The organism is Clostridium sp. UBA7791 (assembly GCF_002480755.1).
Taxonomy (GTDB): domain Bacteria; phylum Bacillota; class Clostridia; order Clostridiales; family Clostridiaceae; genus Clostridium_J; species Clostridium_J sulfidigenes.
In genome coordinates this window covers 792,001-808,115 of sequence record NZ_DLCT01000005.1, presented here as the reverse complement: position 1 = coordinate 808,115, position 16,115 = coordinate 792,001, and the positions used below count along the sequence as shown (strand labels likewise).

Sequence of the window (16,115 nt, the reverse complement as noted above, 5' to 3'; positions counted from 1 at the left end):
TTTATTGATTTACCCCCATCTCCCTTAGTGATAAATATAAAGTATTTAAAGGCAATCCTACTACATTGTAATAACAGCCATTAATATTCTCCACAAAAATAGCAGCATTATCTTGTATCCCATAGGCACCAGCTTTACCATTACATTGACCTGATTCAATATACCTAAGTATCATATCCTCAGATAGGTTCATAAATTTAACTTCAGTACAAACGCTTTTTCTTATTAATTCCTTGGTTTTACTGTTTATTAAAACTAGCCCGGAATAAACTTTATGTACATTTCCACTGAGTGACCTTAGCATTTCAAATGCATCTTTATCATTTATTGGTTTCCCAAGAATTTTCCCATTTAAATATACTACAGTATCACAGCCTATGACAATACTATCTTTCTGCACTTTATTCAAAATATTTCTAGCTTTTCCTTCAGCTAAATCACACACATGTTTATCTATATCACCTTGAAATTCAACAGAATACTCATCAAAGTTACTAATCTCTATTTTAAAATTATCTACTAACCTTTTTAATAATTCCTGTCTTCTTGGTGATGCAGAAGCTAATACTATATCCATAACTTCCTCCTAGAATCTCTTAAATAATACTATTGCTAAAACCATACCTACTATAGCCATTAAATTCAAACCAAATCCTAGTCCAAAAGTTAATTCTAAGACCTTTAAATCAATGACTAAAGGATTTTTTAATCCTATAAAGTAGTTTTTTCCTAAAAAATCTAAGGCTTTAAAAGTATTTCCTAAAAATTCTCCAATAAAGCTTCCAGAAATAGCCCCCAGAAGAGTTATAAATACATACTCTTTAGCGGTTTTATATGATTTTCCCATAAAAAACATCCCCCAGTATATTTAAAATGTGCAATATACTATTTGTATTAACCAATATAACATTTTATATCTAATATAGTGTAACATTTAATATTTTTTTACACAAGACTATAACAAATTTTTTAAACTTTTTTTATAAATTAAGGCTATCTGTGAACTTTTGTTCACAGATAGCCTTATATCAACTTATTAAAAATAATATATACCTTATTTTTTAAACTTTATTAGCTGGTCATAAACATATTTTAATACTTCTCCATCCTTATTTTTATCTACTTCATCTGGAAGAGCCTTTATATATTCCTTCAAAGAATTAACTTCATTGTATTGTTTCATGTTCTCATCTATTTTCTCCAATCCATCTATCCACTTTTTAAGTTCACTGGTATTAATAGATTTTACACCACTTTCTGAAGTCTTATTTACAACTTGCAACAAACTATCTACAATTTCACAAAATTGTTTTGTAGAATTATCTTCCATAGGTATATTTATAGTTACTTTAGTATTATCTATTCCCTTTTCTTTTAATATTGAAGCTCCATTTTCTATGTTTTTATCAGAATACATTCCAAAATACACCTTAGATAGCTCTCCCTCTTGCCCTATAAAAGGATTACCAAAGGCTGATAATTTATTTAATGTTTCATTAGCGTTACTTTTAACTTTAAATACACCACACTGTAGTATATAAAAATTATATTCTGACACAGCTTTTTCTTCCTTTATTCCAGTTGAATTTCCTTCTTCCTTTACTTCACTTTTACCAGGTACTTTACCACTATTTTGTTGTTGTTCAGAATTATTTATATCTATACCCTTAATAAAGCCTATTTTACCTGAGTCTTTAAGTACAAATTTAAATATAAAAGTTCCTAATAGTAATGCCAAAAGTAAGGTTATAGCTAAATAAAATAAAAAACTGTTACTACTCTTTGGTTTAGATTTAATATTGTATCTTGTGTACTTCATTTTATACCCCCATTTCTAATTAATAAACATTAATTTATAATTTAAAATTTAAACCTTAAAATAATGTGTCCTATTAATTTATATATATAATTAAAGGTAAATATTACTATATAATTTATTATAAAAATTAAAAAAATCGACATAGTCGATTTTTTTATTCATGTTATTCATTATAACGAATTGATAGCCTTACTACTCTTCTAATAAATTTTTTTGCCTTGTCATAAGGCATTCCATTAACTTCTAAAAATTTGAATACTCCTAGATTATTTCTTTCTATGGATTTAATAACTTTTTCTATCCTCATAAGTTCATCATTATTATCTTCTTTTGATGAAACCGGTGTAGAATTAAAGTCTTTTTCATCATCAAAGTCTTTCAATAATCTATTTCCATTCTCCTCTACATATCTCTCTACATCATCTTCAAAGTCTTCATCTAAATAAGTCTCCGCAGGAATATCTATGTCCTCATTAGTTTCTTTTAAATCTATAACTTGAGCCAGCTCTTTTTGCATTGGATGTATAAAATTATTTCTTGGCATTATTCCCATCATACCACATACAGATATGAAATCTTTCATTTCATCGGGCAAAGAATTATGTGTCATAGGCGCCAAGGGTACAAATTCATATTCATTATCAAAAGCCATGAACATACCTCCATTTTTTATATTACATTAAAAATGTATGCCTTTAGCCTCTAATAAATTCCTATAACTTTATATTATATCCATATTATCTCCTGGATTATCTTTAAGCTTGTCTATAGAGTGAACATATCTATTGGTAGTAGCAATACTACTATGAGCTGCAAATTCTCTAACTTTTTCTATGGTAGCTCCTTGAGTAATGGCCATAGTTATAGCTGTATGTCTAGTGGAGTGAACTTTTAATTTTTTATTTATATTGCACTTACTACATATATTTTTAAGCATATAGTTTAAAGTACTAGGATTTAACTTCTCTCCATTTCTATTATTAGAGGAGTGTCCTATAAATAAATAACTATTGTTATACTCTTCTTTATCTCTTCCTGTAACTAAAATGTATTTTTCAATTAAACTTTTCACCTTAGGTTGAAGCTTTACTAAATCTTTTTTATTTCCTTTTCTAGTGACTTCTATAACATCATACTCTCCATACTTTTTTATATGACATATTTTTATATTTATCATTTCTGATTTTCTTAGTGCAGTGGTGAGTGCTAATGCTAATATAGCTTTATTCCTAAGTCCTAGTACAGTTGTAGTATCAATACTTCCCAGTAAAATCTTACTTTCTTCCTCAGTCAAAAATTCTGTAACTTTATTAGTTACAATAGGTTTTTCTTCCTTCACATTAGCAAAAGGATTATACTTAATAATTCTTATATCACTGTAATTATCTTCATACTTCATAAGCCACTTATAAAGAGCAGAAAGCGATGATATCTTTCTATTAATAGTTGCAGAAGATAATCCTTGATTTTGCAAATCAAGGATAAATTTTTGAACATGAAATATATTTATTTCTCTTATATTTTCTATGGTTATTTCAGTTACATCAGACTTATTATAAAAATCCTTTATGTCTTTCTCATAGCTAATAGCTGTATATTTACTTCTTCCACCCTTAATATCTAGGAAGCATTGAATAAAATGTTTATTTTTTTCTAAATAAAGTTCCTTTTTACTATGTAATATTATTTCATTCATAAAATCCTCCTCCTTTACAAAGGCTACTATAGAACAAAAGAACTGCCTAAGCAGTTCTTTTATTTGAATTATAATCCTTCTACAGTAGAAATGATTTCTGTAAGTGCAAGTTCCTCATCAGTTCCGTTAGTTATAATTTTTACTGTATATCCCTTATTAACTCCTAAGGATAATACTCCAATGAGACTTTTTGCATTAGCTCCTTTACCATTACATTCTATAGTAACTTCACACTTAAAAGTAGTAGCCTTTTGAACTAATAAAGTTGCTGGTCTTGCATGCAATCCCTGTGGATTATTAATGATTATTTCCTTTGTTAGCATATTATCACCTCATTTACGAGAAATTATTTTATGCCATTAACAAAGTCTTCTATTCTATTCAATCCTTTTTCTATGTTTTCCATAGATGTAGCATAAGATAATCTTATAAAATCATCTACTCCAAAAGCAATACCAGGTATTACTGCAACCTTCTCCTTCTCAAGAAGTAAGTCACTGAATGTAAGAGAGTCTTTTATAATCTTTCCGTCCACTTCCTTATTTAACACCTTTGATATGTTTACCATAACGTAGAATGCACCTTCTGGTTTAACACAGGATAAGTTATTTATAGAATTAATTTTATCTACCATAAAATCTCTTCTCTTTTTAAATTCCTGTTTCATTTTTTCAACTTCGCTTTGATCTCCATTTAAAGCTTCTACAGATGCATATTGAGATATTGAACATGGATTTGAAGTAGTGTGACTTTGTATGTTTGACATTAATGAAGTTATCTTTTCACTAGCTGCTGCATAACCAATTCTCCATCCAGTCATAGCATAAGCTTTTGAAACCCCATTTATTACTATTGTTCTATTATAAGCATCTTCAGATAAACTTGCTATAGAAATATGACCACTTTCTCCATATAAAAGTTTTTCATATATTTCATCTGATATAATTATTATATCATGTTTTTGTGCAAAAGTTGCAATTTTCTCTAACTCTTCTTTCGTATAAGCTGTTCCTGTTGGATTATTAGGGCTATTTAGTATCATAGCTTTAGTTTTTTTAGTTACTGCTTTTTCTAAAGATTCAATTGTTAGTTTAAAAGAATTACTTTCTTCTGTGTCAACAAAAGTTGGAACTCCATCAGCCAATTGTACAAGTTCTGGATAACTAACCCAATATGGAGCACCTATTAAAACTTCATCTCCCGGATTTAATATAGCTTGAAAAATATTTGCTAAACATTGTTTAGCTCCTGTTGAAATAATAATTTGAGAAGTTTTATAAGTTAAGTTATTATCTTTTTTAAACTTATTTACAACTGCTTCCTTTAATTCAATTATACCTGAAGCCGCTGTATATCTTGTTTGACCTGCTTCAATTGCCTTTATAGCAGCTTGCTGTATATTTTTTGGAGTATTAAAATCTGGCTCTCCTGCACCGAAGCCTATAACGTCAATCCCCTCTGCTTTCATCTTTTTAGCCTTTGCTGTAATTGCTAATGTAAGTGATGGTGAAATTTCCATTGCTTTTTTTGATAGCATCATTATAACTACCCCCATTAATATTTATTCTTTACAATATAAAATAATTAAAACTATCCAAATAAAAGAAATATTATTTAAACCTTTTCATTCAATTATATTCTCAAAAATATAATAAACGAGTTGGATATTCTACATCTAATGAATTTTAAAATGCATTAGAACTTCATATGAAAGATATACTTCATATCTGTATAATAACACTTATTCTATATAGTGTAAAGATTATATGGTAATTTTAACTTACTATTATTATTCTCATTTTTTATATTTACATACTAACTTTTTATAACATTTGTCCAAAGTTCTGAAGCTTATTTACCTACATATAAAGACTAAAGACATGAAATTAAATTTTTAATTTCATGTCTTTATAACCTAAAAATTATTTTTAGATTGTACTATCAATTTAATTGCAGTTCTTTCTTCACCATCAATTTCTACATCTGTAAATGCTGGTACACACACCAGGTCCATTCCACTGGGCGCTACAAATCCTCTAGCTATAGCTACAGCCTTTACTGCTTGATTGATTGCGCCTGCTCCTATAGCTTGAATTTCTGCCCCACTACTTTGTCTTAGTACTCCTGCCAGAGCTCCTGCTACTGAATTAGGATTAGATCTTGCTGAAACTTTTAATACTTCCATATTAAACCTCCTACTACTATTACTACTTATTAAACTAATATTATTAGAATCCTATATATTATTTCTACATTTAATTGAAAATTCCTTTTATTGAAAATACAATTTTAGATTATTGCAAATTATAGTTTCACTTAATATAATAGACAAAAATAAAAGCCTCCTATTAAATAGGAGACTCACCTTTTTCATTACCTAATTTTACTTTGCATATTCTACTGCTCTTGTTTCTCTGATAACATTAACCTTTATTTGGCCTGGATATTCTAGTTCTGATTCTATTTTCTTCACAATATCTCTAGCCACTTCAATAGCACCTGCATCATCAACATCATCTGGTTTAATCATAATTCTGATTTCTCTTCCGGCTTGAATTGCATATGACTTTTCTACACATTCATATGAGTTTGCGATTTCTTCTAATTTTTCTAATCTTTTTATATAGGCTTCTAGAGTTTCTCTTCTGGCACCTGGTCTAGCTGCTGATATAGCATCTGCTGCTTGAACTAGTACTGCTTCTAGAGATTGATACTCTACATCTCCATGATGAGCTGCAATAGCGTTTACAACTATTGGAGATTCATGACATTTTTTAGCTAACTCAGCACCTATTAGTGCATGTGGTCCTTCTACTTCATGATCTACAGCTTTGCCGATATCGTGTAATAATCCACACCTTTTTGCCATGGTAGGATCCATTCCAAGCTCTGACGCCATAAGACCTGCTAAGTATGAAACTTCTATAGAATGTTTTAATACATTTTGACCATAACTAGTTCTATATTTCAATCTTCCTAAAAGTCTGATTATTTCCACATGTAATCCATGGATACCAGTTTCGAAGGTGGCTTGCTCGCCCTCTTCTCTTATGTCATTCTCAACATCTTTTTTCGCTTTTTCAACCATTTCCTCAATTCTTGCTGGGTGTATTCTTCCATCAACTATTAGTTTTTCTAAGGCAATTTTAGCTACCTCTCTTCTAATAGGATCAAAAGCTGAAAGAATAACAGCTTCCGGAGTATCATCTATTATTAAATCAACTCCAGTTAAAGTTTCAAGGGCTCTTATATTTCTACCTTCACGCCCAATAATCCTTCCCTTCATTTCATCGTTAGGAAGTGATACAACATGTACTGTAGATTCAGCTACATGGTCTGCTGCACATCTCTGTATAGCATATGTTATAACTTCTCTTGCCTTTTTATCGGCTTCTTCTTTAGCTTTAGCTTCAATTTCTTTAATCATTATTGCTGTTTCATGTTTAATTTCTTTTTTTACTTCGTCTAATAGTATTTGCTTTGCTTCTTCTGAGGTTAATCCTGCTACTCTTTGTAATTCTTCTCTTACACTATTATATAATTCTTGTATTCCTGATTCTAATGTCTCAACCTCTTGTTGTTTTTTAGATAATACTTCTTCTTTTCTTTCTATTGATAGGGTTTTCTTATCTAAAGTTTCCTCTTTTTGAAGAACCCTTCTTTCTAATCGCTGAATTTCATTTCTTCTTTCTCTGGACTCTTTATCAAAATCAGCTCTTAATCTATGAACTTCTTCTTTAGCTTCAAGGATTGCTTCTTTCTTTTTAGATTCTGCTTCTTTTTGTGCCTCACCTAAAATCTTTTTAGCATCTTCCTCTGATTTAGATACATTAGCTAAAGATATATTCTTTCTTGTATAAATAAAAACAAAAATAGCGACTAAACAAACAACTAGCGCAATAGCTATTATTAAAATAATTTGACTTGGTTCAGTCAATTTCCAACACCTCCTTTGCTTTTTTTATGACATATATTAGCAGTAAAATGAAAGCTCGAAAAGGTGCATATTCTATTCAATTCCTCTTATATTAAACCAGTATTTGTATTCATTTTATATTACTTTAACATCATTGTCAAGGTTATTACTAAATACTACAAATTCTCTCAACTTAGCTCTTAGGCTCGACTTGAACCTTTAAAAAAAATTTTTTAATTAGAATATCACCTTTAATTTTTACATTAAAATATCACATACTTTAATTATACATTTATTTGTATATTTCATACACAATATTTAAAATTTTAATTAAAAAAGATATGTAAAGCTTAAGTTATATATTTTTACTTAAAGCTTCACATATCTTTTATCTGATTTAATAAAGTAATTTACTTTTCTTCTACTTTATTCTCAACTTTTACTGGATTGTTATTTAATGGCAAAGAGTATTTTTCCCTTATTTTATTTTCTATTTCATTGGCAATTTCTGGGTTTTCCTTAAAAAAGTTTTTAGCATTTTCTCTTCCTTGGCCTAGTCTTACGTCTCCGTAGGCAAACCAAGCGCCACTTTTTTGGACAATTTCTTCTTTAACACCAATGTCTAATATATCTCCAACCCTAGATATTCCTTCACCATACATAATATCAAATTCTGATTGTTTAAATGGTGGTGCAACTTTATTCTTAGTTATCTTAGCTCTAGTTCTATTTCCTAAGAAGGTTTCTCCTTGTTTAATAGTATCTATCTTTCTTACATCAATTCTTACAGAGGCATAGAATTTAAGAGCTCTTCCTCCTGGAGTTGTTTCTGGATTTCCAAACATAACTCCAACTTTTTCTCTCAATTGGTTTATAAATATAGTAGAGCATTTTGATTTGTTTATAGAACCTGTAAGTTTTCTTAAAGCTTGAGACATAAGTCTAGCTTGAAGACCTACATGGGCATCTCCCATTTCACCTTCAATTTCAGCCTTTGGAACTAAGGCTGCAACAGAGTCTATAACTACTATATCTATTGCACCAGATCTAACTAAGGCTTCTGTAATTTCAAGAGCCTGCTCACCTGTATCTGGTTGAGATACTATTAAGTTATCTATGTCTACGCCTAATGCCTTTGCATAAACCGGATCAAGGGCATGTTCTGCATCTATATATGCTGCACAACCACCGTTCTTTTGAGCTTCTGCAACTACATGTAAAGCTACAGTAGTTTTACCAGAGGATTCTGGCCCAAAAATCTCAATTATTCTTCCTCTTGGAACTCCGCCAATTCCCAGTGCAATATCTAGCCCTAAACATCCTGTAGATATGCAGTCTATATTTAAAGTGCTCTCTTCCCCTAATTTCATTATTGAGCCTTTACCAAATTGCTTTTCTATCTGTCCCATAGCTGCTTCTAATGCTTTTAATTTATCGTTATTCATAAATTCCCCTTTAGGGTTCACATCCTTCCATCACGAACAATAGTTCTTATATGTTTATTATATAGTATTTAATTTATCAGGTCAAGTGTTATAGTAAAGAGTTCCTTTAAATTTCTTTCAAGGAACTCTTTACCATTTTTGACATAGTTATAGAATTATAAACATTATTCATTAATATTTATAATATCTTTTCCTTTAATAAAATAATCCACTCCAGATCCAATAGTTATAACAGCTGCTAGGTATATGGTAACCTGGGTTGTAATATTAAGCCACCCTGGATTATATACTAGAGATAATAGTCCCATTATGATAGCTATCATCTGAATTACAGTCTTCAGCTTTCCCCAATTACTTGCAGCTATTACCACGCCTTGTGAAGCAGCTAATGTTCTTAATCCTGATACTATAAATTCCCTAGCAATTATTACAACTACTACCCAGGCAGCAACAATTCCTTTTTCAACTAAAAGTATTAGAGCACAGGTAACTAAAAGCTTGTCTGCTAGAGGATCCATGAATTTTCCAAAGTTAGTTATCTGATTTCTGCTTCTAGCTATATAGCCATCTAATTTATCTGTTGCTGAAGCTATAATAAATATTGATAAAGCAATAATATTAGTTGCGGTGGTATCAATCATTGCACATATTAAGAATATCGGAACTAACATTATTCTTAGCACTGTAAGCTTATTTGCAAGATTCATCATTAACATCTCCTACTCCTGAAATTTAACAATCCTATAATCTGTTTACCTAATTAAAATTTACTTCTTATTGTAAATAGCAAAAACAAATTTTCTATAATAGTAATTATTTTATCTTATACAAACATTATACAATAAAATCTAAAAATTATTTAGTTTATTAATACTAATTTTACTTTATATCCTTATCTATATTATTAATTAATATTTTTTTATTATAAATATATAAATCTAAAAATTATTTAAGGATTTCTCCTATTAAATCATACTCTAGTGCATCTTTTATTCTTACCTTAACAAAATCACCTATACTTAATTTATTAGATTTTACATAAACCTCTCCGTCAATTTCTGGAGCCATTTCATAACTTCTTCCACAATATGTTCCTTTTTCTTTACTTTCAATCAATACATCATAGGTTCTACCTATTTTATTTTCATTTATTTCTGTTGATATAGTTTGTTGAGCCATCATTATAGAGTGAAGTCTTTCTTCTTTAATATTTTCTTCTATTTGACCTTCCATTTCTGCAGCCACAGTACCTTCCTCTTGAGAGTAAGTAAATACTCCTAGCTTATCAAATTTAGTTTCTTTGACAAAATTTAACAATTCTAAGAAATTCTCTTCTGTTTCTCCTGGAAATCCTACTATAAGAGTAGTTCTTATAGTTATATTAGGAACTGCATCTCTAAGCTTTTTAATATTTTCAGTGATTATTTTCCTTCTTCCTTTTCTTCTCATAGCCTTTAAAACGTCATCGCTGATATGTTGTATAGGAATATCTATATACTTACACACCTTATCATTGATAGCTATTTCATTTATAACTTCATCAGTTAGCTCTTCTGCATAACAATAAAGAAGTCTTATCCATTTTATACTTTTAATTTTACCTAGCTCTTTTAAAAGAATATGTAAAGTTTTTTTTCCATATATATCTACCCCATAATTAGTAGTATCTTGCGCTACTATAATTAACTCCTTATATCCATTTAAAGCTAACTCTTTAGCTTCTTTAAGGATATCTTCCATATCCCTACTTCTGTATCTTCCTCTTATTTTAGGAATTGCACAGTAGGCACAAATATTGTTACACCCTTCAGATATTCTTATATAAGCAGTACTTCCTCCTGTTGTAACCTGTCTATTACCAATGTTTATATTGGTATCACTATAAGTTGTAATACAGCTCTTTTCTCCGGTTTTCATAGATTTTTCAATACATTCATGCAATTTATCATAATCATTTACACCTAAAATTATATCTAGTTCCGGCATAAGTTCTAAAAGCTCACTACCATATCTCTGAGTTAAGCACCCAGTAGCTATGAGCACCTTGCATTTATCTTTCTTATATTTTGCCATTTCTAATATGGTATCAATAGATTCTTGCTTTGAAGTTTCTATAAATCCACAGGTGTTAACTAGCAATATGTCTGCCTGCCTTTCATCTGTCACCGCTTCATATCTACTCTTCAAACTACTTATTATAATTTCTGCATCTATTCTATTCTTGTCACAACCTAAATTTATTACTCCAAATTTTAATTTTTCCACCTTTATCCTCCTAAGTGATCTATATATTATTTAAAACCTCTTCTTTTGTGTTGTAATGAAAGTTTCATTAAGAAGTTATTGTCTCATGGTATCATCTCTTCCAAAAACCTGTCTTGGCTTGCTTCCATTACGACCAGAGATAATCCCTTCAGCTTCCATTTCATCTATAATTCTAGCCGCTCTATTATACCCTATTTTTAGCCTTCTCTGCAACAAGGATGTTGAAGCTTGCCCTTCTTCTAATACAATTTTAATAGCTTCATCTATTAACTCATCACAATCTTCTCCACCTTTAGATTTGGAAACACTATTTTCTATTTCATCCATGATTTCTTTTTTATACTCTAATTCCTTTAATCCATTACGAATAAATTCTACTACAGTCTCTACTTCTTCCTCAGACACAAAGGCTCCTTGAATTCTAAGTGGCTTCGATTCACCTACAGGATAATATAGCATATCCCCTTTACCTAAAAGTTTCTCTGCTCCTGAAGAGTCTAGTATAGTTCTTGAGTCTATTTGACTTGAAACAGCAAAGGATATCCTAGATGGTATATTAGCTTTAATTACCCCTGTAATTACATCTACAGATGGTCTTTGTGTTGCTATTACTAAATGCATTCCTGCAGCCCTAGCCATTTGAGCAAGTCTACCTATATATTCCTCAACATCATTTGGACATACCATCATTAAGTCTGCTAACTCATCGATTATTATTACAATCCATGGAAGCTTTTCTTCTATTATCCCCTTTTCTACAAAGTCGTTATATCCTTCAATATTTCTTACGTTATTATCTGCAAAGAGTTTATATCTTCTAGTCATTTCATTAACTGCCCAATTTAATGCTCCTGCAGCTTTTTTAGGTTCTGTAACTACTGGAATTAATAGGTGTGGTATTCCATTGTATATATTAAGTTCTACCACTTTAGGGTCTATTAACAGCAATTTAACCTCTTGAGGTGTATATTTATATAATAAACTTATTAAAAGAGTATTAATACATACACTTTTTCCTGACCCTGTAGCTCCTGCAATCAAAAGGTGAGGCATCTTAGATAAATCTCCCACTACACAATTACCTGCAATATCCTTTCCAAGGGCAAAGGCTAAATTTTTCTTAGCAAGTGTAAATTCTTCACTTTCTATTACCTCTCTTAAAAATACTGCTGATAAATCTTTATTAGGTACTTCTATACCTACTGCCGCCTTTCCTGGGATTGGAGCCTCTATCCTAACTCCTGAGGCTGCTAAGTTTAGAGCTATATCATCTGCTAGATTAACTATCTTGCTAACCTTAACTCCTACATGGGGTTGTAATTCAAATCTGGTTACAGATGGACCTTTTGTAACCTGTATCACCTTAGCTTCAACTCCAAAACTTTCTAAAGTTTCTTGAAGTTTATTAGCACTATTAAGGAGGTCTTTTTTATCGCTATTTTTACCTATACTACTTAAATTTTTATGAAGGAGTTCTGGTACAGGATGTTCATAAGCATATATTTTGTTTCCATCACCAAAGGAAATGTCAATATCTATATCCTCTATATTATTTCTATTTTCTTTTGACTTATTAGGTTGTTCTATACTTGTTTCTATTTTTCCTTCAAATCTATTCTCTTCTTCATCCATCTTCATAAAATCTATAATTTTAATCTTCGACTCTTCGCTGCTTCCATTGTCTCTAGTATTCCCATCTGCTGATACATATTCCATAGCCTCATCAATTGCAATATTTGTTTGCTTCAAATCCCTTGACTTTTTTTTACTTTCTACCTTTTCAAAGGTAAATAACTCTTTTATAGTAATATTATTAATTAACACTAAAGATATTATATATAAAGCAAATAAAACTATATAGCTACCTACCTTTCCTAAAAGTGAACTTATAGGAACAGTAATTACTAAAGATATAATACCTCCATGAAGTACAGACTTAGATTTAAATTGATTTATAATAGCACTTGCCATATTACCTTTTACGTAGTAAGAAGGTAATACTATAAGCTCAACAAAAATCATGGTAGTAACTATAAACATTAAAATTCCAAGGGATTTTTTTGTTACCTTTAAATATTTATCTATTTTTATGTAACTTACTCCCATGTATATAAGCACAAAGGGTAAAGCATAGGCACCAATTCCAAGAAGTCCTATAAAAATTCTATTAATAAATACTCCCATAGAACCTGCCAAAGATGTTGGGTCTGAAAACATAACTGATAGTAAAGCTAAAAATATTAAAACTCCTATGGTTATCAGTATAATTCCATTAAAATCAAAAAGTTTATCCTTTTTCTCTCTCTTAGCTTTTGAACTATTATTTTTAACAGTGCTCTTCTTACTACTGTTTTTCTTTTTTAAAGGCTCTTTTCCTTTAGTCATAGTATCTCCTCCAAAACTCTTCCTAAGATTCATGAAAATAATTTCCATTTATCCATCTCAATATATTGTACATTGAAATCCACCTATATTTCAAATTTTTTTACAAATAAAAAGTTGCCAACATGATTTTGCTGACAACTCAATGGTGAATTGTTAAATTTTATCTATTTCTTCACTAATATTTTCTTCTGAACTTACTTCTAGTTGATTTTTTTCACCTTCACTTATTAACTCTTCTAATTTATCTAAGGCTTCTCTAATTCCACCTACTTCATCAATAAGACCACATTCTACGGCTTGATCCCCTATCAATATAGTTCCTATATCATTTAGTAATTCATCTGTTTGACTCATAAGCCTTCTAAAATCGTCTGAATCAATTTTTGAAGTTCTAACTACAAACTCAACTATTCGCTCCTGCATCTTTCTAAAATATTCAAAGGTTTGAGGTACACCTATAACAAATCCATTCATTCTTACAGGGTGCACTATCATTGTAGCTGAAGGAGTTATAAAGGAATAATCTGATGCTGTAGCTAATGGAACTCCTATAGAATGTCCTCCACCTATGACTATGGATACTGTAGGCTTACTAAGACTAGTTATCATTTCTGCAATGGCTAAGCCTGCTTCTACATCCCCTCCTGCAGTATTCAATACTATGAGTATACCTTTTACATTACTATCTCTCTCAATAGCTATTAACTGTGGAATAATTAACTCATATTTAGTAGACTTAGTTTGATTACCAGAAATATTATGACCTTCAACTTGACCTATTATAGGTATAACTTGAATCCTGTCATCAGCCTTTGCTACAGACATGACCCCTACTTCTTTTAAGTTTGCAACTTCCTTACTTACCCCTTTAGAGTTATCATCTTCATTTTGTTCATCATCATTTTCTTCATTTATTATAACTTTACTTTTATTATTTTTTTTGTATTTAGTATCTTTATCTTCCTTATGTTTTTTATTTTCCGCTTCATTAATCATGGAAAAACACCTCCTAATGTTTCTTATTCTGTGCATTAAGAGGTGTTTATATACTATCCTAATTTAAATTCATTATGAAGTAAATTTATAGCATCTTTGACTTTATTACTTTCTACAAGACACCAAATAGTTGTATGTGAATCAGCAGTTTGAAGAATATCTATATTGCCTTCTTCTAAAGCCTTTAGAATTCTAGACATAACTCCAGGTATTCCTCTCATCTTTGAACCTATTATAGATATTTTGCTACAACTTTCTGTATACTGATAATCAATTTCATAATTAGCTGCTATATTTTTAAACTTATCTAAATCTACTTCACTTATAGTAAATATTTTATCATTTATAAATACACTTATCAAATCAATACTTATTTCATTTTCAGCTAAAATATGAAATATATTATTGCAGTGCTCCTTTGAGCCTCCATTAATTCTTATTTGAACTCTATTACTCATATGAGTAATTCCAGTGATAATTCTTTCATTGTCCTCACCATAAGAAGAAATAATAGTCCCTTCACAATCACTAAGAGTATTTTTAATTACTAATGGAATATTATATTTTCTAGATATTTCAACAGCTCTAGGATGTATTACTTTAGCTCCTTGATCAGCAAATTGGAATACTTCATCATAGCTTATACTCTCAATTAATGAAGCCTTAGAAACTATTCTTGGATCTGCTGTCATTATACCATCAACATCTGTATATATTTGAACTTCCTTTGCCTTTAGTGCTGCTCCTAAAATTGCCCCTGTAACGTCACTTCCACCTCTTCCTATGGTAGTGATGCTCCCCTCTTCACTTATACCTTGAAAACCTGCTACTACAGGTACTTTTCCCTGCTCTAATACCTTTAGTACATTTTTCGGATTAACATCTAAAATAGATGCATTATTAAAATTATTATCAGTCCTTATACCAGCTTCTCCACCCATAAGTGGAACTGCCTCTACACCTTCTCTTAATAAATCATTACACATTACCACTGTACTTAAAGTTTCACCACAGGACAAAAGTAAATCTAAGGCCCTTGGATTATTTATCTTAAATTCTTCACTAACTAAAGATAATAATGTATCTGTTGCATAAGGAGATCCTTTTCTCCCCATAGCTGATACTACTACTACAGGTTTATATCCATCCTTTATAGCTTTTTTTATCTTTTTTGTAACTAATATTCTATTATTTTCACTAGATACTGATGTACCACCAAATTTCTGAACAACTATATCCATACTTACCTCCATATTATATATGGGATTTTCTTAGTGTTTCCCCATCAACATCGATGATTATAGTTTTAGAGCCTATCTTCTTTACATAATCCCATGAAACTTCCAGCATCTCATTATTTCTAAAAAACATCTTACTAGACTTTCCATCTCCAAGTAATAGTAGCTTTAGCTCACCATTTTCATTTATAACTATATCATTATTGCCCAGGACACTATACTTATCTCCATCATTAATGTTTATTATTTCATATCGTTCCATTTCACTTAAATATCTATATTTTTCTTCCATCACATATCACCTCATACATAATTATATAAATTACTATGATTAATATGTTTTCTATTATATATT

General features: G+C 30.2%; 16 protein-coding genes. All 16 read right to left on the bottom strand.

What is annotated here, in order from left to right; all coding sequences use genetic code 11:
- Window position 1 precedes the first annotated feature (1 nt).
- The 16 genes from B3Z56_RS09250 to B3Z56_RS09175 all read right to left on the bottom strand — a co-directional run bounded on the left by B3Z56_RS09250 (window position 2) and on the right by B3Z56_RS09175 (window position 16,052).
- On the bottom strand, window positions 2-577 hold the full coding sequence (locus B3Z56_RS09250; protein ID WP_346878631.1) for a Maf-like protein: 576 nt from the start codon (window positions 575-577) through the stop codon (window positions 2-4).
- Window positions 578-586: 9 nt separating this feature from the next.
- Window positions 587-847, bottom strand: coding sequence for a DUF4321 domain-containing protein (locus B3Z56_RS09245; protein WP_035128757.1), 261 nt, complete (start codon window positions 845-847; stop codon window positions 587-589).
- A 207-nt stretch (window positions 848-1,054) separates the two neighbouring features.
- The gene (locus B3Z56_RS09240) at window positions 1,055-1,819 is read right to left on the bottom strand and encodes an SPOR domain-containing protein (RefSeq protein WP_346848381.1); all 765 of its coding nucleotides are present in this window, start codon (window positions 1,817-1,819) and stop codon (window positions 1,055-1,057) included.
- 163 nt (window positions 1,820-1,982) lie between these two features.
- Window positions 1,983-2,471 (bottom strand): hypothetical protein, encoded by a 489-nt coding sequence (locus tag B3Z56_RS09235; protein WP_346848380.1) that lies wholly within the window; start codon window positions 2,469-2,471, stop codon window positions 1,983-1,985.
- Between the two features lie 69 nt (window positions 2,472-2,540).
- A complete protein-coding gene (locus B3Z56_RS09230; protein WP_346848379.1) occupies window positions 2,541-3,515 on the bottom strand; it encodes a tyrosine-type recombinase/integrase in 975 nt (324 codons plus the stop codon).
- Between the two features lie 68 nt (window positions 3,516-3,583).
- Complete coding sequence (locus tag B3Z56_RS09225; protein ID WP_035128745.1) at window positions 3,584-3,838, bottom strand: HPr family phosphocarrier protein; 255 nt, start codon at window positions 3,836-3,838, stop codon at window positions 3,584-3,586.
- A 23-nt stretch (window positions 3,839-3,861) separates the two neighbouring features.
- Window positions 3,862-5,055 carry a pyridoxal phosphate-dependent aminotransferase gene (locus B3Z56_RS09220; protein WP_346848378.1) on the bottom strand — a complete coding sequence of 398 codons (1,194 nt, stop codon included), beginning with the start codon at window positions 5,053-5,055 and terminating at the stop codon, window positions 3,862-3,864.
- 375 nt (window positions 5,056-5,430) lie between these two features.
- Window positions 5,431-5,700, bottom strand: coding sequence for a stage V sporulation protein S (locus B3Z56_RS09215; RefSeq protein ID WP_035128739.1), 270 nt, complete (start codon window positions 5,698-5,700; stop codon window positions 5,431-5,433).
- A 198-nt stretch (window positions 5,701-5,898) separates the two neighbouring features.
- A complete protein-coding gene (rny, locus tag B3Z56_RS09210; protein ID WP_051823775.1) occupies window positions 5,899-7,452 on the bottom strand; it encodes a ribonuclease Y in 1,554 nt (517 codons plus the stop codon).
- A 389-nt stretch (window positions 7,453-7,841) separates the two neighbouring features.
- On the bottom strand, window positions 7,842-8,876 hold the full coding sequence (recA, locus tag B3Z56_RS09205) for a recombinase RecA (RefSeq protein ID WP_035128736.1): 1,035 nt from the start codon (window positions 8,874-8,876) through the stop codon (window positions 7,842-7,844).
- A 164-nt stretch (window positions 8,877-9,040) separates the two neighbouring features.
- Window positions 9,041-9,583, bottom strand: coding sequence for a CDP-diacylglycerol--glycerol-3-phosphate 3-phosphatidyltransferase (gene pgsA, locus B3Z56_RS09200; RefSeq protein ID WP_346848509.1), 543 nt, complete (start codon window positions 9,581-9,583; stop codon window positions 9,041-9,043).
- Between the two features lie 238 nt (window positions 9,584-9,821).
- Window positions 9,822-11,141 carry a 30S ribosomal protein S12 methylthiotransferase RimO gene (rimO, locus tag B3Z56_RS09195; protein WP_346878630.1) on the bottom strand — a complete coding sequence of 440 codons (1,320 nt, stop codon included), beginning with the start codon at window positions 11,139-11,141 and terminating at the stop codon, window positions 9,822-9,824.
- A gap of 75 nt (window positions 11,142-11,216) precedes the next feature.
- Window positions 11,217-13,526 carry an FtsK/SpoIIIE family DNA translocase gene (locus tag B3Z56_RS09190; RefSeq protein WP_346878629.1) on the bottom strand — a complete coding sequence of 770 codons (2,310 nt, stop codon included), beginning with the start codon at window positions 13,524-13,526 and terminating at the stop codon, window positions 11,217-11,219.
- Between the two features lie 153 nt (window positions 13,527-13,679).
- Window positions 13,680-14,522 carry a ClpP family protease gene (locus B3Z56_RS09185; protein WP_346878628.1) on the bottom strand — a complete coding sequence of 281 codons (843 nt, stop codon included), beginning with the start codon at window positions 14,520-14,522 and terminating at the stop codon, window positions 13,680-13,682.
- 53 nt (window positions 14,523-14,575) lie between these two features.
- On the bottom strand, window positions 14,576-15,763 hold the full coding sequence (dapG, locus tag B3Z56_RS09180; protein ID WP_346876473.1) for an aspartate kinase: 1,188 nt from the start codon (window positions 15,761-15,763) through the stop codon (window positions 14,576-14,578).
- A 13-nt stretch (window positions 15,764-15,776) separates the two neighbouring features.
- On the bottom strand, window positions 15,777-16,052 hold the full coding sequence (locus B3Z56_RS09175) for a YlmC/YmxH family sporulation protein (protein ID WP_035132817.1): 276 nt from the start codon (window positions 16,050-16,052) through the stop codon (window positions 15,777-15,779).
- Window positions 16,053-16,115: the final 63 nt, after the last annotated feature.